Raw genomic sequence first — 20,870 nt, forward strand, 5'->3', positions numbered from 1 at the left:
TCGGTTAGGTAAGCAAAGATCTTTGAAAAGTGTTCAAATATGCGTGCTGGTTACAACATGAGCATAACAACCTGTAATAACTACAGAACTTTCGGGTGATTTCCGCTGGATTTTCCGGAGAAGATAACTGCAGCCGGGGAAACTTCGAACTATTGTCTTTCCGATTCTGAGGCATTGAATCTACCTACTTTTGCTGTTCTTTATAAAGGCATAGGCTACTCTGAAATTATAATAATATACATTAAAGCCGGAATCTGATAAATCAAATTGAAGCCGGAAGCTGGGTTCTATTTTTCCGATTAAATAACCAATACCGGGGGCAAAACCAAGATCGGTTTCCTTCCGTTTATCGTCCGGATTTGATGCAAAGGTAAAGTTAGTCGTTGTAAATAGTAATCCTAATTCACCTGAAAAGAAAAGCCCCTTTCGAACCACTCCTTTTTCTTTCGTGTAATATTTAATGCCTACTTGAAGAGGAAGGACTTTATAGGTCGAAGTGGTTGTGGGGACGGATGGAAATGGATGTTGTTTTGACGAAAATAAATACCCGATTGTAGCCAAACCGGCAATGTGTTTACCAAATGAAGATTCGATGCGTAACGAACCGCCGGTTAACGTACCTGCAACCATATTCAATCCGTAGGAATTAGGTATAGCAATCTCACCACCTAAGGAAATAAAAGTTTGTTGGCTTAAGCCAATTATAGGGGAAAATATTGTGACTAAGCAGCATATAGAAATGACCCGATGTTTCATTTTAGATATGTTGAATGATGGTATGCTGGTTTTGTTTTAATTGCAACTGCAGGCCCAATCAGTGTCGAGGTCGATGCAGGTTACGACGACATGGGAATTAGGGGTCTGCGCAAATACAATGCGCACATGTTGTTTGTCGTGCGTGATGCCTTCTAGTGCAAACTTCGGATCACGTTTTGAGTCGAGCTCGCTTTTGGCATAGTTAACCTTCCCCTCCTCACGGATTTCAAGAATCTCGGATTCATCGATCCGCCGGCAATCCATTCGACAACGGGCGTGTTTGGAATAAACTATTTTTATGAGATTTCGGTTGAATATTGGTTCATCTCCCGCCCTCGTTTCCTGACCAGGGTCGGTGGTTGCCTCACCGGAACCATTTGTTTCCTTGCGGGAACCTGCATCGGGTGAATTACCCGAACTTTTTTTCGGATCCGGTTTATCGACGGAGACGGTATTGCTTTTTGAAGGAGCTTCCTGCTGATCCCTTTTATCCTGGTTTTCGCGCTGGTCAGTTCCCTTACAATAAAGCCGGAAAACGACCAATCCCAGGATCCCAATAAAAATCACCACCAAAATAGGCAACCGCCGCTGTCTCATAAAACTCAGGATAAACTTCAAGATATGTATTGTTTTGAATAAATATTACCTTCGTCGCCGTATGACGGCAAAAAGGACAGTGGCTTTTCACACACTTGGTTGTAAGCTCAATTTCTCAGAAACCTCTTCTCTTTCAAGGTTGCTTGAGGATGAAGGTTTTGAAAAAAAGGATTTTACTGAAATCGCCGATGTTTATGTGATTAACACCTGTTCGGTTACCGAAAATGCAGACAAGGAATGCCGATACCTGGTCCGGAAAATCCAAAGAAAGTCTCCCGAAAGTTTTGTGGTTATCACCGGCTGTTATGCGCAGCTAAAACCAAAAGAAATTGCTGCTATCCCGGGTGTAGACCTGGTGCTCGGAGCAGCCGAAAAGTTCAATATAGGTCAGCACCTGAAAGAACTGTCAAAAGCTGATTCAGATTCTGCGAAGATCTGCAGCTGTGATATCTCTGAAGTCACCGGTTTTAATGCTTCGTTTTCAATGCATGACCGCACCCGAACATTTTTGAAAGTGCAGGATGGATGTGATTACAACTGTTCCTTCTGCACCATCCCAATGGCCAGGGGAAAAAGCCGCAGTGATCTCGTCTCTAACGTAGTGAAGAATGTTCACGAACTGGCCGCAACCGGGGTTAAAGAAGTGGTGCTGACGGGTGTTAACCTGGGTGATTTTGGCAAAGGTCCTGGTGGAAATGATGGGAATAATGGAAATAAAAAACAAGCCGAAAACTTTTATGAACTTATACAGGCGCTCGACAAAATTGAAGGCATAGCGCGGTATCGGATCTCTTCTATCGAACCAAATCTACTGACCAACGAAATCATAGAGTTTGTAGCCAACAGCGATAAGTTTATGCCGCATTTCCATATTCCGCTGCAAAGTGGCAGCAATAAAATTCTTGGATTGATGCGTCGCCGCTACCAGCGCGGGTTATATGCTGATCGTGTTAACCTCATCAAAAGGCTGATGCCACATTGCGCAATCGGTGTTGATGTGATTGTGGGTTTCCCGGGTGAAACGGAAGAAGATTTTAAAGACACATTTGATTTCCTGCACTCATTGGATGTGTCTTATCTCCATGTATTCACCTACTCAGAACGTGCAAATACGCATGCTCTTGATATTGAACCTATCGTGCCTATTCACCTTCGGAATGAGCGGAACAAAACACTGCGGAATTTATCTTACATGAAAATGCAATACTTTACTTCATTGCATGCCGGTCAGACAAGAAAAGTATTGTTTGAAAAACATAGTAACCATGCCATGATGGAAGGTTATACCGATAACTATATCAAGGTAACAGTTCCCCGCAAAACCGAATGGGTGAATGAACTGATTGATTGGAAGATTTGATAGCAAGGGTACAACTTTTGAATTGAGGTAATATTCACATCCCACCATGTCAAAAGATAAAGACCTCACAAGATTTGAGATAGCGCAAAAAACTGATTATGAAGTAGCGCTCGACGAGATAAAAAAGGGTCGCAAAACGAGCCATTGGATGTGGTATATATTTCCACAGATTGAAGGACTTGGCTTAACTGATACCTCCAGGTTTTATTCGATCAAAGATGTACATGAAGCTGTTGACTATCTTAAGCATCCGGTTTTAGGCAAAAGGCTTGTGGCCATTTCGGGAGAGTTGCTAAAGTTGAAATCAAATAATGCACGTATGATATTTGGAATACCGGATGATATGAAACTAAGATCGTCGATGAGTTTGTTTGCTTCAATCCCGGCTACGGACCCGGTATTTCAATTGGTGCTGGATAAGTTTTTTGATGGCCAGACAGATCCGCAAACGATGCGGATTCTCGGTTTGGATCAGCGTTGAAGCAGTTGAAGCAGTTCAAACAGTTTAAGCAGGTGAAACAGCTGTAACAGTTGAAACAGTTGAAACAGTAGAAACAGTTGAAACAGTTGAAACAGTTGAATCAGTTGAAGCAGTTAAAACAGTTAAAACAGTTTATACAAGAAAGAATAAACTTCTACGTTCAGGAAAACGCAATTCAGTAGATAATCAAAATTGCTGCTACTTTTAAGGAAGCTTTCTATTCTTTAAAGAAGATTTATATTTTTTAAGGAAGATTTTTAATTTTAAGGAAGCAGAGAATTGTTTTGAGAAATGCTTTTTTGCCCTTGCTTCCTGTACATCATTACAACAGCTGCGATCACACATATCAATCCCGGCACACTTGCTTCCAGTCCAAAAACACCTCCTGTTAAATATTCAGGTGATTTTCCGAAAACCGGGATCAATATACTTTCCTGTTCGTTTCCGCTAACACCAAAACCCAATAATATACCCTGTACCCAATTTGCCATAAAATGAATACCTATGGGCATGGCCAGGCTCCTTGTTTTTATATATGCCAATCCGAACAGGATGGACGCAAGAAAGATATTAATGCTGGCAAATAATTTTATGTTACCTGTCATACCAGGGTTATCCAAATGAGTTAACAGGAATAATAATGAAATGATGATCTGGGCTGGCCATTCACCAAAAGCATCGATCAACCGCTGAAAAATGAACCCCCGAAATAGCAATTCTTCTGCAATAGCTACCATCAGGAACATAAATGTGCCGAGAGTGAGAGTCCGGATATCGATACCGGAACCCTGCCAGGTCACGTGGCCTGTAACCAAAAGCAAAACGGATGGAATGATCATAAGCGTCGCACCTATCATCATCCCCTGCATTAATCGCTTTAACCAGGAAATATTGATCTGTCCTGTTAATTCGCTGAATTGTCTTTTTTTCAGGGCCTGGCTAATAACAGAAGCAAGCACTATAATGATAACCTGGTGAGTTATGGTTATTTCGAACCCATTCCTGGTTGCTACTAATATTAATGGCAGGGTAAAAGCCGCGAGCACCAGAAAAAACAGCACAACCCACCATATATTACGAAGATTCCGGTCAGGTTGAAGGAAAGGGTTAAATATCATTTCAAGTGGTTAAGGGAAATTTTTGCAATTGGTTTTCCAGGGAGTCTTTACTACATATGCTACAAGAGTAGTCTTATTAATCCTGCAAAATGTTGTGATTATATGACCAATGTAACCCATTTAATCCCTGGATTCAAAACACTTATGTTTCAACTGCTGCCGGAGTTGGGAATCATCGGGGAAACTAATAATTTACTATTAAAAAAGAGTTATAGATTACATTTCCGTAGGCAAAAAACCTGAGAATCTTATTTTTATATTCTGGCTATTTAATATTGCTTTGATTTTATGACTTCGCATCCCCCAATTGTGATCGTTGACGATGACCTTGACGACCTCGATCTGATAAAAGAAGCCCACGAAGAACTAAAAGTACCCCATCCACTTATTTTATTGAAGTCAGGTGCAGCGCTTATTAACTACCTGCAGGAATCTTCTGCAAATCCATTTATCATTATCAGCGATTTCAATCTGCCAATCATAAATGGCCTGGAGCTGAGAAAAAAGATCCTTGAGGATACCAGTACGAGATATAAAAGCATTCCGTATATTATCTGGTCTACGGGTGCGAACTCCGTCCAGGTAAAAAGAAGTTACGACACATTTGTGCAAGGTTTTTTCCTGAAACCACCCACATTTGAAGAATTAAAGACTACTTATTCAGCTATTCTCAGATATTGGGAACTGAGTTTACAACCGAAGTTTTAATTGTATTGCATGGAAATGATCAATCATTTCTGACAATAAGCCCAGTCTCGGCAGCTTGTAAATTTCAAGGTTTTGATGGAAGGAATAAATCGTAAAAAAACCATAAAAAAATTTGCCTAAAATATTCATTCCCCTATCTTTGCACTCCCAAAACAGGGAAAAGGGAGTTTAGCTCAGCTGGTTCAGAGCATCTGCCTTACAAGCAGAGGGTCGGCGGTTCGAACCCGTCAACTCCCACAGATTAGAAGGTTCCAAGAAATTGGAGCCTTTTTTATTTGATAGTATCTAACACTTTAAAAATTGCAATTTATTCAGAGCATCCCGGTTTACAACCGGCAACAGGGATACGTGCAAAAGTTGCATATTGAAAGGAGCGTTCTTCAATTGAGACGCCGTCGGATTTCCAACCCCTTTATCTTTGCGCTTTTGATGTGCTTTTCGTCTTATGTTTCGCGGGACTTCTCCTGGGCTTTTGGGCTTCATAACGGATATCCTCGCTCAACACTGCCTGTTGAAATATAGAGTCATGAATGATACGGGCTCTTTTTGCGGTGTTTTCGCTTTTTTCTAAGAACAGATGTGCAGCTTCTTTCTGCCCAATATTTTGAAAGTGCAGGGCTACTTTGTTCAATAGCATAGTGGTTTCTTCTAAGCCCCGCATACATTGCCATAATTTATCTTCAACGGATTCTGACAAATCGGCCATTAAGGCACTGGCTGTATAGGCATGTCCGGTATGACATCTGAAACGAATTAATCTCCCCTCGACAATTTGGATTAATACGCCATTACATTCCGGACAAGTGAATGGCGTTAATTCTCCCATATCCATAATACCCATTTCAAAGGCATTGTCTTTAATCGCGATCTCGATCTCGAGTTCTATTAATTTTAGCTGCTTTTTGGGTACTACTTTTTTGTTGGGCGCAACCTTTCTCGAAGTTCGATCGATTAACTGACCAATCTTTTTAATTGACAATTGAAAATCTACAGAAACATATTCGAGTACATTTAAAGGCATTTCCGGATGCTGCGCTTCAGCCGGATCCTGGATCACAGTTAAGCCACCAAGTCTTTTTATAGACCACAATCCTGAAGTGCCGTCATTCAACACACCAGACAAGACGATTCCAATAACACGCGTTCCGTATACATATGCTGCCGAACGAAAAAGTGCATCAATGGAGGGCCTGAATCTGTTTTCCTTTGGTCCTCTTTTTACCATAACCTTATCCTCTTCTAATAATAAATGGTGATCGGGCGGCGCGATATAGATCACTCCGGGCTTTATCTGGTCTCCATCCTTGGGGTGTTTAGCCGGAAGAGCACCTCTTGACAATATTTCCGGCAAATTGCTCGGCGATGTCGCTGGTATATGTAACACTACAAAAATGCTACCCTCAAAATTTTTCGGTAATGTGGTCACTAATTCTATCAAAGCGGGAACACCACCTGCAGAAGCACCGACCACAATAATATTTCTGAGTTTCATAAACTAAATTTAAATCAAATACTGATCCACTAACACCCACAATTTGTTTCATATTCTGCGGGATCGCCCGGAGGTCCGTTTACAAACGCTACACTAACCATATCAGAAAGACTCTTATCTATCCCGGTTTTATACAAATACTATTCCCGGATAGTGAACGCCAGTATCGGACCAACTTTTGATTTTTATATTGGTTGGCGTCAGAAAAATAAAACTGAAATGCTTAATGTAAATGACTATAATGTTGATCCAACCTTTTCACTGGGAGCTATGATAAAGCTCAGCAAAAATATTCCTGTTGCTTCCCGTATATCAGTGGAGCCAGAATTAAGATATAACCTGAACTTTGCTTTTGAAAGAGAATATGCAGGGTTTGCAGTGGCGGCAAAATATAAAATAAAATAGACTATCGACAACTATAATAGACTATCGACACAACTCCTACTGTCGGGAATACATGCTGGACCTGCTCGCATAACCCCATTGCCTGATTATCGATGAATAGATTTCCTGTAGTTCTACAAAAGTTGAAGGCTTGAGATAAAAGCCCTGGATGTCGAGATCTTCTGCCAGCTTAACGTGTAACGGTTCTACCACAGATGACCAGATAATAAATGGTACCTGTCTAAGTTCCGGGTTCTTATGTTCAAGTAATTGTCTCTTCAGTTCCAAACCATTCATGGTGCGAAACCGATAGTCGCAGATGATCAGCAGGGGCTGCAATTTCATCCTCTGAATCGATGGAAGCACTTCTTCACAAGTCTGGAAAGTAATCAGGGGATTTTTAATTCCGAGGTCCTGGTGCGCATCGGATAATAAACGAAGATCGTCCTGATCTTCATCAACAATGATGATTGGATTATGGATATTCATACTTAATCGTTACTTATAGCCTGGAAGTTTGGCAATTTTTATGTCCGGCAAGACTGCGATTTATGATATTAGGATTTCTACTCTGTCTGCAATGTAACCGATTTAGATCGGAATCAGTACCATAATTAACAGGCATCCTGCATCAATATGGGTAAACCATTAGCAGGTCTGGAATTTTTTGACTTATATCAATATTTCCATATATACGATCTGCGGGTTAACAGGATTAGTACGTAAAAAAATTAATAGCTATAGATATTAGTAGGTATTCAGCTTAGAGCTGTAAAATCAGTATTTGTATAGCTGTTATTGGTACAACTGTCGGCGTTATAACTGTAGTGTTATAAATGCAGAGTTATAACTGTCGGCGTTATAACTGTATTGTTATAGCTGCAGAGTTATAACTGTCGGTGTTATAATTGTCGGTGCCATAAAATGTCAGTGTTATAACAGTTGTTGTGATAACGTTTGTTGATATAGCTGTTGTTGAAATAACTGTTGTTGATATTAAAAATCACCTGGGCTTGCTTTTGGGCAGTACGTTGTTTTTATATGCCCAGTCATACCATTTTGCCTTCAATCGCTCTACCCTTCCAGGTTCTTTCCCGGCCAGGTCATTTAGTTCGGTTTGATCGATGGCAAGATTATATAAATACCAGGTGGAGTCCTGCGCCTTTGAAACAAGCTTCCAATCTCCTTCACGAATTGATCGCGCATTGAAATGTTCATTAAATAATTCAGGCCGGGTCTTAGCAGGTTTAGACTGTAATGCAGGCACGAGGCTTATCCCCTGCATCGGGTGAATAGTATTGCCTTTATAATTTTCGGGATAAGTGGCGTTAGCAAGCTCTACAAAGGTTGCCATCAGGTCCATAACATGACCTGGCTGCCGGTTGAATGTGCCTGGCTTTACCTTTATTCCTTTTGGCCAATAAGCTATAAAGGGTGTTCGCACTCCTCCTTCATATGATTCAGCTTTTGCCAATTGATAAGGGGTATTTGCAACATTCGCCCATCTCGCACCAATGGAGCCAAAAGTTGTCTGAGGTCCCGGCAATGTTTTTTTATCTGTCGGATAAATAATGGTTTGACCAGAGCGGTTCTCTCCCGGGCGGTCAAAGCCAGGACCATATTTTGAGCAATCTTCAGGACTTGCACCATTATCACTCAGGAAAATTATTAAGGTATTTTCAAGCCGGCCTGATTCTTTTAATGACCGGATGATTCTTCCAATTCCCTGGTCCATATTATCAATCATAGCAGCATGCACCGCCATTGCCCGCGCATCCCACTCTTTGTCCGGATTGTTTTCCCAGGCCAGGTCATGATCCATCCGTGGAGACAGCGCTGATATCTTAGGATCAACGAGTCCCATAGCAACCATTTTTTTATATCTCTCCTGCCGGATATGATCCCAGCCTTTGGTATAAGTGTTTTTATATTTTTCAATATCTGCCTGCTTTGCCTGGAGCGGCCAGTGCGGCGCGTTTTCAGCTACATATAGAAAAAATGGAGCATCATCTCTGCTCATCTGTTTTATAAATGCTGCAGCAGAATCATTTAATGCATCTGTATGGTAATAATCTTTCGGAACAGATTTTACCGGTGTGGTATCGTTAACAAGACTGAATGGATCGAAGAAATCGATCACACCCCATAATGTGCCAAAATACCTGTCGAACCCGCGATTGGTTGGATATTGATTCACCGGTGAAAACAATGGGTGCTGTGCCTGGTGATTCAGCCATTTCAGCTGTGCTTCTTTAGTAGGCTGTTCAATGGTATTAGACACATGCCATTTACCGGTCATGGCTGTGTTATAACCCGCCTGTTTCAATACTTCTGCAATGGTTACAGACTGATTATTGAGAGCACCCTGATAGCCTGGTGCTTCTCTCCTGGTTGTCATTTCCCCGATACCGGCATTGTGATTATATAAGCCAGTCAACAACGCCGCCCTTGTGGGACAACAACGGGAAGCATTATAAAACTGTGTGAACCGGATTCCATTCTTAGCGAGATAATCAAGATTGGGAGTGTTGATCTCACCACCATAAGCACCAATATCTGAATACCCAAGATCGTCTGCAAGAATGACAATGATGTTTGGCCTTGTGTCTTTTGTCGCTACTTGCAGTTCATTTCCCATCCGCGTTTCTGTAAATGCAAAAATGCCAATAGCTGCCATTAATCCCGCGATATAAACCAGGTTTCTTCTTAGTCTTTTCATGGTTAGAATTAATGAGTTGAAATATAACCCCAGGCTATCATTAACAAGAATGCCGCGAAGTAATAACATAATTGTTCTATCAAAATAGAGTCTCCCTTCCGGTCTGACTGAATGTCAAGGATTTGGTATTTCCTCTCACTGAAGGATAGCAGCAGTCCGGATATATGCAATGATAATACAAGAAGTATAATAATCATTATCGTGATTGATTTTCTCATCATTCAGCTTCTTCAAATATTTTTCTCTTCTATCTATTTCACCGGTTAAGCATCAATATCAATCACATTATCCGGTTAAGCATCAATCACATTATCCGGTTAAGCATCAATATCAATCACAATTTAATCTAACATTGTTTGCGATAGACTAAAACGAAGATGGTAATTTAACCTTTAAGCAAATAGGAAAAGCTTACGACATTTTCTTCGCGGGCGCCGGTGGAACGATAGAAGTCGACAGCATAATCATCAACGAGATCTGCCTGCACAAACACTTCTTCTATCGAAGTTTCGCGGTAATGGTCAACTACTGCTTTCATTAATTTTTTACCTATACCCTGTCGTTGGTGTTTTGCCAAAACCGCCAGATCATATATATACAGGAAACTGCCTTTTGTGTAATATGACTCAAGTGTATAAGCGGTTAAACCTCCTATTACTTCATCATTTGATATAGCCACAAAAACACTGAATGTATCTTTTAGCAGGAGTTGTTGCAGGTAATCGCGCGGGGGCATACTGAAATCAGCCATTTCAAAAACTTCTTCAAAAACAGTAATCAGATTTAGAAAATGATCGGGGTCGCTGTCTGTAAGTTTTCTGATTTCTATGTTCATAGATAAATCTCAATAATACTTAAAGTTTGTAAGGTTCGATTTCACGACAAAAAAAATCATTCCTGTATCTTCTGTTGCATTTTCACAAACAAATTAATTAATTGTTGCATTATAATTCGTTTAACATTGACGGCCCCGGGGTTTACCCCAGGCTATGCGAAATCAACCCCTATCGGGATTGTAAAACAATCATCACTCACAACTCACCCACTCAACTCACCACTCACCACTCACCACTCAGCACTCACAACTCACCACTAAACTCATCACTCATAACTCATAACTCTTCTACGGCGTTCAAGAAATTTCCAGCAGTTAAAGATTTGCCTGGCAATAAATTCCGCATCTTCACTTATTCCGTTAATCAAACCTGACTTGCGTTTCCTTAACCAGGGCAATCCAATAAAATAAAGTCCGTCAATCTCAGCAATTCCATTCACATGTGCCGGGGCATCTCCATCAACGGGAAACAGTGCCCTTAGATATTCATAATTTTTCATGAAACCGGTTGCCCAGATAATCGTGTTAATATTATTTGCAGGCAGATCCAGCATGGTAATACCTGAAGTACAATCTGCATATAAATCCGGTATATCATTAGGATCTGACTCAGCTGGTGGTGCCGGTAACATCATCTTCGCTATATATTCATCAATCACGGCTCTGATGTTTTTGGAAAACTCGTCAGCAGTTTTTACATGCAAGGCAGCGTTTGGTTCGAAGATTGCTTTGGATCCTTGCACGGTTTCCATCCTGCCTAGTATTTTCACACCCTTTGTTGCCAGCGATTGAAGGCTGATTGTCATACCGCTGGCTCCGGTAAGTTGTGGTGCCGTCATCCGGAACACCTTAGGATCTTTGATCTCCTCCGTGCGTATATCAAAGAAACCCGAGGTAAGAAGCCAGTCAATGATATCTTTCCCGCGATATCGCCTGGGAATCCTTGGAACCATACTGGTTGAAAGATAAACCTGGCGGCCGTTTTCAGCAAGATCTTCTGCTATCTGGCATCCTGACTGCGCGCTTCCGATTACCAATACTGCACCTTCGGGCAAAATGGATGCAGACCTGAACTCACTGCTATGCAGCTGAGTTAAACCGGCAGGAGCCATTTTCGCAAATGCCGGCATCTTAACTTCATTCTGAGAACCTGAGGCGATTACCAGTTGCCGGCAAAAATATTTATTCAAGCGGCCGGCTTCTTTCACAACTATTTTGAAAATACCATAATCTTCATCTTTAACCACAGAGATCACCATGGCATTTTCGATGACTGGTAATGCATATTGAGACACATAATTTTTCAGCTTATCGGCAAATGCTTTGGCAGTCTGGAACAGCTCCGGCTCAGTACCGGCATTTTCACCAGGCAGCATATTTAGCCTGTTCATTGAATTCAACCGGAATGAATCCCAACGTTGATTTCTCCACGACTCTCCAATACATCCACGTTCAAAAACAATATGTTTTAAATCATATTGCTTCATATGATAGCTCAGGCTTAATCCTGCATGTCCTGCCCCGACAATCACCACATCCATTACTGCATTTTTCATGTTGATAAAATTTTCAATTATTAAAGATTATTATTAAAGAGATATTCACTACATCATTAAAGGATTATTCAATAAATCATTAAAGGGTTATTCAACACATCATTAAAGGATTATTCAATACATCACAGCTGGTTTACCAAACAAATATTTATCAGTGGTTAGCTGGTTCAACATAAAATCAGCGACATCTGCTCTTGAAATAGTCGCAGCAAAACTTTTTGATTGAATGTCTTCACCACTGCGATATTGGCCAAGATGCTTTCCATTGGTTAATGTGGGCGGTCGCACGATGGTCCAACCCAGATCACTTTCAACTATCATTTTTTCCCTGGTTTCATGGCCCCTGATTTCAGTAGCCAGTAATGCAGGGGCAATATATTTTACGACCAGGCCAGCTTGTTTCCTGCTATCACTTACCCCCATGAACGACATATAAACAAAACGATGAACACCACAGATCTTCATCGCTCTCATGATTATTTTTAAACCATCCACTATCGATTGATCATACCTGAAAGGACTGCTGGCACCCAAAGCGGAAAGAACCGCCTCTTGTCCTTCAAGGGCAGCAGAAACTTCTTGAAGATTGTTGATATCGCCGCGAATAATATTGAGCCGGGCATCCATCAGTCTAAGTCTCGAATTTTGACGAAGGAAGGCTTTCACATGATGGCCTTTTGCAAGTGCTTGCTTTACAAGTTGGTGGCCGGTTGCGCCGGAGGCTCCAAAAATCAGGATATTCATTTGTTCAGGTTTTATTGCTGAATGATGTTATCATAAAGATGAAAGCATAAACAATTTCATCCTGGCAATTTGAAACAAAAACAAAAAATTAGCTATCCCTTATTCTGAAAAACGCATCACCATTATCGGTTAGACCAAACAAATGATCATGGTAAGATCAATCAAGACATTATTGATAAAATCAAACAAATCAATTGCATACGTTAAAAAGATTTTAATTTACCAGCAGGTGCAATACAGGTGTAATATTTGATAAAGAAATTAACCTACATTGAAAAAATTATTATGAACCAGGAGATAGCCCAGATTGCCATTATTGTTGACGACTATGATGAGGCCATAGCGTTTTATACAAATAAATTAAACTTTGTACTGACAGAGGATACTCAACTCAGCGAAACAAAACGTTGGGTAAAGGTTAAGCCTTCGGGACCTGGAAGCTGCAGTTTATTACTGGCAAAAGCTACCAATGAAGAACAGAAAAGCCGGGTTGGCAATCAAACCGGTGGAAGGGTTTTCCTTTTTCTTCATACAGATAACTTCGAACGGGATTTCGACAATCTTACCCGGCACAAAATCAATATAGTGAGGCAACCACTTATTGAATCCTGGGGCAAGGTTGCCGTTTTTGAAGATTTATATGGAAATCTCTGGGACCTGATTCAGCCGGTAATCTTTACAACCAATACGGAGAAAGACTAGCAGCGGGGCTTGCCATTAATGTTAACATGAGTATTAAAATTAAGAAGAGTATTCTCAAACGATGTGGATTCCCAACAATGACGATTCTCAACCATGTAGATTCCCACTCAACTCACCACTCAACTCATAACTCACAACTCACCACTCAACTCATAACTCATAACTCATAATTCATAATTCTAATACAGTTCTTTCGCCTGCCTTGGCCTGCCTGGGGGAAAAATAAAATCCATCGGATATTTTCTAAAATAGCGGAACAGTATCCAGATAAATTCCGGGTATTCCTTCAATTTTATTCCCCTCGATTTCACAGCTACAAAAAATGCCAGTGAAAAACTTACCAGGAAATTAAGCATACCAATAAGCAAAACACCAATGAGGACAATAACCAGGTAAGAAGGAGCGAGATTTTTATATCCAACCCCATATAAACCGATGCTGGCATTACCGGCAGCTATCGTAATATGCCTGATATCGAAATGAACCCCAAGAAATTTTCCAAGCGGCCCGGAAACTCCGAGAAAGATCCCAAGCATAACGCTACCTGCAAAACCACCCGCACTATTCTGCACAAATCTCGCTAGCTTATTTAAAGCGTTTGGTGACAATGTATGGCTGAATAACGGGTGATCCCGCAGTCTTTCTCCAACCCTTCCATATACCACATGGTTTTCTACATAACCAGCGATCAATCCACTCACGAACAAAAAGAAACCGGTGAAACAGGCGTACAATAAGGAAAGGCTATGATAGGGATGTTGGTCAGCAAGTAATTTCAATGCCGCCTCTCCTGACGCGATCTTTACACCAAAGATTAAATCGTATAACCAGGCCAGTACAAATGTAAATGGGAATACAATCACCAGGTTACCTGCAAAAGATGCGATCTGGCTTCGGGCAACTTTACCAACCGTAATTGCAAGGTTCCAGAGATCAGGACGGCTTGACCGTTTTTGCGTGTCAAGAGAACTTGCAACTGCAGAAGCAGTATAAGCAGGCTGTTTGGTTGCAAGCGTGGTATTGGTGCTATCCATCAAAACAAACCCGGCAGCATAGTTGGTACCATAAACCGCTCCCTGCCAGAACAGCGGTAAAGGCAATTTGCCGATGAGGTTTTTTGTTATGGCAACAACAGAAATGATAAATCCACCACCAACTGCACTCCAGAATAACTGTGAGAAATCTTTGCGGGTAGAACTGATATACTTCTCACCTTTTCTGCCTTTATGTTCGGCAATCTGGTAAGCCACCAAACCGAGGTTTTGAGACAGAAACTCACCCACACTGTTCTTTGTATTTTGGTTCCTGATAACTGTAAAAAAATAATTGATGAAGCGGTCACTGTCAAACGACTGGTCGCGGTCCAGCACATCAATGATGATAAACAGCCTTTGTATCTGTTGACGCAACCGCACAACAACAAAGGTCTGAGCCAGGCTGGTGCCACGCATGATCCGCTGGTCATGAATATATTTCAGGCTTTGCTCGCAATTATAAAGAGCCTCCTGGATATTTGAAAAGATCAGCATTCTTTCATTGGATGAAAGAATGTCTTTTTTCTCAAGGCATAAATTTGTGAGCCGGTTCTGCTCAATGAAAGGATAAATAGCATTGCTGACATCGTCATAACTATGCATCAATTCTTTTTCGAGGCCAAGCATTGCAACCCGGTAACTCAGTAACTGCATGGATTGTTTCAGCTGCGAATTAAGCGCGGGTTCCTGGATATTAACCTGGATACCTATCATCTCAAAAAACTTCATCCAGAGTTCTTTATCGATGCCCTGCACCCATACAAAATCGGTTTTACGATAAAATACATGGCTGATCACATATAGGAAATCATTTTTCTGAAGAAGTTCAGGCAAAATTTTATGTTTCAGCTTACCCATCAGCTCCTGGATAAAACTCCTTGAGCTAACAATGCCGCTTTGGGTAAGTGCGGGTACCAGGTTACTTTTAAGAAACTGGCTCAACAAAGCGCGCCTGATTGAGAATAATGCTGACCTGTCCTCATGTAACTGGAAAAGAAGGGCCTTCATTTTGGTCTCTGCCTGCTCTATATTCCGGTGATGATCTGGCCTGATTTTTCGTATAAGATCTACAAGGAGATCCAGCCCACGGTATCCCTGTTCCAATGAAAGAACAACAGCTTTACCTTTTTCAGGAGGAAGCCCCGGAGTTGATTTTTTCTGAAAAAGTCTCGCCATCTGGTAGAGAACAGCAAATTTTGTGGTTTGTTCGCTCCCTTTCCAGACAAAAAGCAGCACACAAAAGTTGCAGCATCAGATTCAATTTTTAATTTTACATTCACCGAACTTAAGTGTATGATTCTGACTAGTAATAACACGAAGCCACTTTATGAGGAAGAGGTAGATGTGCTGACTTTGCATGAGGACCCCTGTAACCTCATTGTGTGGAACGATGAAGTGAACACCTTCGAATGGGTGATTGAAACGCTGATGGAGGTTTGTAAGCACAGCCGCGAACAGGCAGAACAATGCGCTTATATTATTCACTACCAGGGAAAGTACGCCGTAAAAAACGGCAGCTATGATGAGCTCAAACCTTATTGCGACGCAATTACCGAAAGGGGTATCAGCGCAACAATTGAAATTGTTACCGGCACTTAAAATTTTCATAAAAACCTGCTGATAGGTTAGATTTTAACATGCCGATTTTTGCCTTAGATAAAACACTTACTTTCCCCCCAGTACATCTTTCAGAACCCGATGGCCTCCTCGCTCTTGGTGGAGATCTTTCCCGGGAACGGCTCTTACTGGCCTATCGCCAGGGCATTTTTCCCTGGTACGAAGGAGATGATATTTTATGGTGGTGCCCCGATCCAAGATTCGTCCTTTTTCCCGGCGATTTGAAAGTGAGCAAAACAATGAAGTCTCTTATCCGTAAAGGTGAATTTAAATTCACGGTCAATACGGCCTTCAACCAGGTGATTGAAAACTGCAAAACGATAACCCGTCGTGGCCAGGATGGTACCTGGATCTCGGAAGAAGTGAAGCGGGCCTATGCTGGTCTTCACAGTGATGGTTATGCGCATTCAGCAGAAACCTGGTTTAAAGGAAAACTCGTGGGCGGATTATATGGTATCCGGATGGGTAATGTGTTTTTTGGGGAGAGCATGTTCAGTAATATGAGCAATGCATCAAAGTTTGCTTTTATCAACTATGTTGAGTTATTGAAAAACGAAGGCGTTGTGCTGATCGATTGCCAGGTCTATACTCCTCACCTGGAGTCATTAGGAGCCACCATGATTGATCGCAAAGATTTTATTGATCTGCTTAAGGAACAGATTTCATAAAACCGGTCATATACCCGGGGTTTCACCCCGGGCTATGCGAAGTCAACCCCTATCGGGGTTGCAGAGCTTAGGCAACGGGCTTTATAATTCATAACTCAATAACTCAACTCATAACTCATCACTCATAACTCATAACTCAACTAACCACTCACCACTTCTTCAGAATCTTGTTCCTAAATAATGTGGTAACACTGCCCGCCAGGTTGGCCAGTCATGGCTCCATTCGTGGCCCCAGATATCCAGTTCATACTGAATATTTTTCGAGTATAAAATAGCCGCAAATCTGCCTGCGGAGCCCGGATCTTCGTGAGCACCAGATCCTGAGAAAATATGTATATGACCGCTACGCCTGATCTGTTCAAGAATATTATGATCAGTAAGATTGGGCAAATAGTGCATGGGACTATTGTAATAAACATCGTCGTTCCAATATCCCCCGGAATATTCGGTCAGATCATAAACACCGCTCATCGGGATACAACCGTTTATGAGATCTGGTCTTTTGAAAAAAAGGTTCGCACTATGGAGCGCACCGAAAGAAGCACCGCTGACGATAACCGGTGTTTCGGCGCTTGTATTCTGCCTGATAAAAGGAATTACTTCCTGGTAAACATATTCGTTCCAGGTATTTTGCCTGTGCACTTTATGATATGGATCCATTTCATGATTCATCCAGCTTTCCAGGTTGATGCTGTCGATGGAAAACACTTTTACCTTACCGCCATCAATAAAAGGTCTTAAAGACTCGATCAGCTGAAAACGCTCGTATTCAAGAAAATCTGCCGCAGCAGTAGGTATCAGCAGAAGGGCGAAACCATAACTTCCATAAACGGCAATGGGCATTTCCTTTTCAAGACGGGGACTGTACCACGATTTAAGATGTCTTTCCATGCGTTGATGTTGTTTAAAAGAAAGATAGCAATATTAGTTTGATTAATTATTGCGGTATTAACTTCCTTAAAGCAACCGATGGTACATTTTACTCAATGCAACTTCATGCAAACAGCTCAATTTTTCAGTGTGACCACCTTACTCAACGCTACTTCAAGTAAACAGCATAATGTTTCAGTGTGACCACCCGCAACCTGTTGTTTGTAGCGATCACCTTTTTATATTCCCTGAACTCATTTTTGTTATCAATAAAACCAATGATGCAGGAATAAGGCTCTTTTCCTTTGATGATTTTCAATTTTGGTTCGAAGCCAAGGTTAGGTATTTTCAACGTATCGGTTTCTCTCATTTCTTCGTATTCGAGTTTCATAAGAAAGCGAAATGTTTTCTGTGTTTCGAATAACTGAACCTGGAATCGCCAGTCATTCAAAGGGTTTTTGACTTTTTCAATGTAGATGGCAACCGGTTCTTTTTTTATTGCTGCACGATCTTCAGGAATCATGTCAGCAACGGACCGGATCCCGGAAGCGGAATCTTTCCCCGATACTGGTTTATTGGTCGATGAATCTCCACATGATATAAACGTGATACTGCAAAATGCGATTGGAATTACTGGAATAAAGTGCCTGAATGATAATCTCATTGAACGGTTTATAATTGGGTTAGACAAAAATAATCCTAACGCAATTACTGTTCCGGAATTCAATCAACCGTCAAAATTTAAAGGAAACCGTTTTTTAAGTGCTAACTAATTTCGAAGTGCTATCTAAGCTGGAATCAGTCTTTTCTTCTCGGGCCTTTTATCGGCAAAATTATAAACAAGGCCCCTGATATAGTCATTTTCGGGATATTGGATAATATATTCTTTGAGCTGATCAAGGCTGGAGACCTGTGTATCCATGGGTATATAGCCCATTCCATAGAATCTTCCTTTTTCAATGAGCACACAACTTTGTTCATTATTGTCCTTACCATCATCCAAAACAGCAAAGGTGGGAAGATGATTGTCCAGGAAATCTTTGGCCCGCATTACCCTCTCATTATAAATCGCTGCTTCTTCTTTTTTCTCACAGGCACCAAAGCAGGTTTTAGGACTATCCGGCAGGCAAGGTCCAACATCCTTCTGCAGGTAGCAAAGTTTAGGACAAAGGTCAAAATCATGTATGAGACGCTTCAGAAGCCTGTGACCTTCATGCAGCAGCTGAAAAGTGTAAAGTGCTTCCTGGTTTTTCATTTTTTTATTGATGGCCAGCCTTAGATAACCATTCTGATCCTCAAAGGCATAGATGCCATAAGCTGCTGTGAATCTTTTCTGGCTTGCATTGTACTCCGGCCACAGACGTTTTATCTCAATACTCTCAAGAATAAAAGCCATCAGTTCAGTACCGCATGTTTTATAGGTTATACTATAGATATTCCGCATAAACTCCTGCCTTTGCTTACCCGCACCATTATGCGAAAAGTGGCTTCTAACCCTGTACTTGATATTCCTGGCCTTTCCGACATAGATTATTTTTCCTTTCTGGTTATGAAAATAATAGACGCCGGGGGTATATGGCAGTTTATCGATTTCTTCTTTTGGCAGGAATTGTGGCAGGTATTGTTCTTTGGATCCCTTCTTCAGGAAGTTCTGCACATGTTCGATACCGTTATGAAGTAGTATATTTTCAAACAAAGTTACCGTGGCATCAGCATCGCCGCCGGCGCGGTGCCGGTTCTGAATTACAATTTCGAAATGGACACAAAGTTTACCCAGGCTGTAAGACTGTAAACCAGGGAACACCTTGCGCGCAAGCCTTACTGTGCAAAGCTTCTGGACGTTAAGTTCGAAGCCGCAAAGCTGGAGATGATGTTTGATAAAAGAGTAATCGAAGTTGACATTGTGAGCAATAAAAACGCAGTCCTTCAGCCGGTCAAATATATCCTCGGCCACTTCTTCAAAAGTCGGGGCATCCTCTACCATCGCGGGTGTGATGCCTGTCAGCACCTGGATATAATAAGGGATGTCCCTTGCTGGCCTTATAAGTGTTTCATAGCGATCCACTACAGAATTTCCATTATGTAACACAATAGCAACTTCAGTAATGTCGTTATTAGCTGCATAACCTCCTGTTGTTTCTATATCGACGATGGCGTACATGATACTAACAAAGTTAGTAATAACAGTGGTAAAAAAATTAGGATTTTCCCATAAATCCTTGTTCGCGCCGAATAATAATTCACTATATATAATAGAAATTACAATAAATAGGATCAGTAATGTATTCCCGGAATACTATCGGCTAATAATGTGCCGCTATTAAGAGGGCCTGAACTGAATTTTTACAAAAAGCCTGAAAAAATGAATATAGTCCCTGATAAACCAGGTGCCGGTAGTGGCACTTTACAATATCCGATGCCGTTAATGGTATCTTAAACATCTAAATCTTTATGTTAAACTTCTAATCCCTATGAATCCTGAAATCCAACCCTGTATGGTTTAAACATTAAAATCCAATCAGCTATGCAAAACACAAGCACCCAGAAAAAAACTGAAGTTTTCACCCTTGCCGCAGCCGCTGTGCTGTATTTCCTGGCACTGGTGGCATTTTCGCTCTGGTTCACCCAGCGTTAACCGACGCCCGAACGTGATTCTCCAGAGTCACGGTCAACAGATTTTACATACCCGCAGCCCAGATCTGCGGGTATTTTTATGGGTTGTCCCCCCCAATTTTAACATATTAAGCGTTTTTCTCTATTTAACCACTTGCAAGTTTCAACTTGAAATATTACTTTTGTTTCAACGCTGGCCCATGCAGTGTTCCCCCTTGATCCCTCCCCTTAGAAAGTAGTCAGAATATCTTACAAATTACCCCTATCCACGTACCTGGAAAACTATTCGTAATACAATAGTTCAAACTAAAACTGTAACATATGAAGAAGACGACTTCTTTCCACATCGCTCAAAATCTAAAGATCGCATTATGGGCGTTTGGTTTCCTTTTCCTGGTAATGTTCCTTTCTTACCTGTTTTGGTATGCCTAGGGAATAAACCTATACTTAAGAAATTAACTTAGGGTTATATAATTCAAAAACACTGTTAATGGTGCAGGAGGTCTTTTGCCTTATGCACCATTTATTTTTTTGTCGCCCGCCAAACCCCTGTTTATCCCTACAAAGCTTTCTTTTCTTACTTTTGCATCCCGATTCAAAGAAGACTTAAGTAAGA

20 protein-coding genes and 1 tRNA gene are annotated in these 20,870 nt (G+C 41.2%); 8 read left to right on the forward strand and 13 right to left on the reverse strand.

What is annotated here, in order from left to right:
• Positions 1–180: 180 nt before the first annotated feature.
• Complete coding sequence (locus VK664_RS27385) at positions 181–756, reverse strand: hypothetical protein (protein WP_461401919.1); 576 nt, start codon at positions 754–756, stop codon at positions 181–183.
• A 36-nt stretch (positions 757–792) separates the two neighbouring features.
• Positions 793–1,353: a DUF4258 domain-containing protein gene (locus VK664_RS27390; RefSeq protein ID WP_461401920.1), complete on the reverse strand. Its 561-nt coding sequence runs from the start codon at positions 1,351–1,353 to the stop codon at positions 793–795.
• Positions 1,354–1,387: 34 nt separating this feature from the next.
• Here VK664_RS27390 and mtaB point away from each other — a divergent pair, with 34 nt between their 5' ends.
• Together mtaB and VK664_RS27400 are read left to right on the forward strand one after the other, a co-directional pair.
• Entirely contained in the window at positions 1,388–2,713 is a 1,326-nt protein-coding gene (gene mtaB / locus VK664_RS27395; protein WP_461401921.1) for a tRNA (N(6)-L-threonylcarbamoyladenosine(37)-C(2))-methylthiotransferase MtaB, read from the forward strand.
• A gap of 46 nt (positions 2,714–2,759) precedes the next feature.
• Positions 2,760–3,194, forward strand: coding sequence for a DUF1810 domain-containing protein (locus tag VK664_RS27400; protein WP_461401922.1), 435 nt, complete (start codon positions 2,760–2,762; stop codon positions 3,192–3,194).
• Positions 3,195–3,457: 263 nt separating this feature from the next.
• On the opposite strand, the gene VK664_RS27405 is transcribed toward VK664_RS27400, so the two are convergent.
• Positions 3,458–4,312 carry a lysostaphin resistance A-like protein gene (locus tag VK664_RS27405; protein WP_461401923.1) on the reverse strand — a complete coding sequence of 285 codons (855 nt, stop codon included), beginning with the start codon at positions 4,310–4,312 and terminating at the stop codon, positions 3,458–3,460.
• Between the two features lie 288 nt (positions 4,313–4,600).
• On the opposite strand from VK664_RS27405, the gene VK664_RS27410 reads away from it, so the two are divergent.
• Both VK664_RS27410 and VK664_RS27415 read left to right on the forward strand, forming a co-directional pair.
• On the forward strand, positions 4,601–5,020 hold the full coding sequence (locus tag VK664_RS27410) for a response regulator (RefSeq protein WP_461401924.1): 420 nt from the start codon (positions 4,601–4,603) through the stop codon (positions 5,018–5,020).
• A 162-nt stretch (positions 5,021–5,182) separates the two neighbouring features.
• Positions 5,183–5,257, forward strand: a tRNA-Val gene (locus VK664_RS27415).
• 175 nt (positions 5,258–5,432) lie between these two features.
• On the opposite strand, the gene VK664_RS27420 is transcribed toward VK664_RS27415, so the two are convergent.
• Positions 5,433–6,512 (reverse strand): chemotaxis protein CheB, encoded by a 1,080-nt coding sequence (locus VK664_RS27420; protein ID WP_461401925.1) that lies wholly within the window; start codon positions 6,510–6,512, stop codon positions 5,433–5,435.
• Positions 6,513–6,665: 153 nt separating this feature from the next.
• Here VK664_RS27420 and VK664_RS27425 point away from each other — a divergent pair, with 153 nt between their 5' ends.
• The gene (locus VK664_RS27425; RefSeq protein WP_461401926.1) at positions 6,666–6,917 is read left to right on the forward strand and encodes a hypothetical protein; all 252 of its coding nucleotides are present in this window, start codon (positions 6,666–6,668) and stop codon (positions 6,915–6,917) included.
• A gap of 36 nt (positions 6,918–6,953) precedes the next feature.
• Here VK664_RS27425 and VK664_RS27430 read toward each other — a convergent pair whose 3' ends face one another.
• The 5 genes from VK664_RS27430 to VK664_RS27450 all read right to left on the reverse strand — a co-directional run bounded on the left by VK664_RS27430 (position 6,954) and on the right by VK664_RS27450 (position 12,750).
• Complete coding sequence (locus VK664_RS27430) at positions 6,954–7,385, reverse strand: response regulator (protein WP_461401927.1); 432 nt, start codon at positions 7,383–7,385, stop codon at positions 6,954–6,956.
• 514 nt (positions 7,386–7,899) lie between these two features.
• Positions 7,900–9,615 carry an arylsulfatase gene (locus VK664_RS27435; RefSeq protein WP_461401928.1) on the reverse strand — a complete coding sequence of 572 codons (1,716 nt, stop codon included), beginning with the start codon at positions 9,613–9,615 and terminating at the stop codon, positions 7,900–7,902.
• Between the two features lie 385 nt (positions 9,616–10,000).
• On the reverse strand, positions 10,001–10,450 hold the full coding sequence (locus tag VK664_RS27440) for a GNAT family N-acetyltransferase (RefSeq protein WP_461401929.1): 450 nt from the start codon (positions 10,448–10,450) through the stop codon (positions 10,001–10,003).
• A gap of 266 nt (positions 10,451–10,716) precedes the next feature.
• Complete coding sequence (locus tag VK664_RS27445; protein ID WP_461401930.1) at positions 10,717–12,006, reverse strand: flavin-containing monooxygenase; 1,290 nt, start codon at positions 12,004–12,006, stop codon at positions 10,717–10,719.
• Between the two features lie 114 nt (positions 12,007–12,120).
• Positions 12,121–12,750, reverse strand: a complete 630-nt coding sequence (locus VK664_RS27450; RefSeq protein WP_461401931.1) for an NAD(P)-dependent oxidoreductase — start codon at positions 12,748–12,750, stop codon at positions 12,121–12,123.
• A gap of 285 nt (positions 12,751–13,035) precedes the next feature.
• Here VK664_RS27450 and VK664_RS27455 point away from each other — a divergent pair, with 285 nt between their 5' ends.
• Positions 13,036–13,452, forward strand: a complete 417-nt coding sequence (locus VK664_RS27455; RefSeq protein ID WP_461401932.1) for a VOC family protein — start codon at positions 13,036–13,038, stop codon at positions 13,450–13,452.
• Positions 13,453–13,631: 179 nt separating this feature from the next.
• Here VK664_RS27455 and VK664_RS27460 read toward each other — a convergent pair whose 3' ends face one another.
• Entirely contained in the window at positions 13,632–15,722 is a 2,091-nt protein-coding gene (locus tag VK664_RS27460; RefSeq protein ID WP_461401933.1) for a hypothetical protein, read from the reverse strand.
• 57 nt (positions 15,723–15,779) lie between these two features.
• Between VK664_RS27460 and VK664_RS27465 the strand changes: the two genes are divergently transcribed.
• Both VK664_RS27465 and aat read left to right on the forward strand, forming a co-directional pair.
• Positions 15,780–16,085, forward strand: a complete 306-nt coding sequence (locus tag VK664_RS27465) for an ATP-dependent Clp protease adaptor ClpS (protein WP_461401934.1) — start codon at positions 15,780–15,782, stop codon at positions 16,083–16,085.
• A 38-nt stretch (positions 16,086–16,123) separates the two neighbouring features.
• A complete protein-coding gene (gene aat, locus VK664_RS27470; protein WP_461401935.1) occupies positions 16,124–16,771 on the forward strand; it encodes a leucyl/phenylalanyl-tRNA--protein transferase in 648 nt (215 codons plus the stop codon).
• Positions 16,772–16,930: 159 nt separating this feature from the next.
• Here aat and VK664_RS27475 read toward each other — a convergent pair whose 3' ends face one another.
• From VK664_RS27475 to VK664_RS27485, 3 genes are all read right to left on the reverse strand, one after another.
• Positions 16,931–17,662, reverse strand: coding sequence for an esterase family protein (locus VK664_RS27475; protein WP_461401936.1), 732 nt, complete (start codon positions 17,660–17,662; stop codon positions 16,931–16,933).
• 148 nt (positions 17,663–17,810) lie between these two features.
• Positions 17,811–18,305 carry a hypothetical protein gene (locus VK664_RS27480; protein WP_461401937.1) on the reverse strand — a complete coding sequence of 165 codons (495 nt, stop codon included), beginning with the start codon at positions 18,303–18,305 and terminating at the stop codon, positions 17,811–17,813.
• 123 nt (positions 18,306–18,428) lie between these two features.
• Positions 18,429–19,802 (reverse strand): exonuclease domain-containing protein, encoded by a 1,374-nt coding sequence (locus VK664_RS27485; RefSeq protein ID WP_461401938.1) that lies wholly within the window; start codon positions 19,800–19,802, stop codon positions 18,429–18,431.
• Positions 19,803–20,870 lie beyond the last annotated feature (1,068 nt).

The sequence above is a fragment of the Flavitalea sp. genome (assembly GCF_035489435.1).
Classification (GTDB): Bacteria; Bacteroidota; Bacteroidia; order Chitinophagales; family Chitinophagaceae; genus DATHKG01.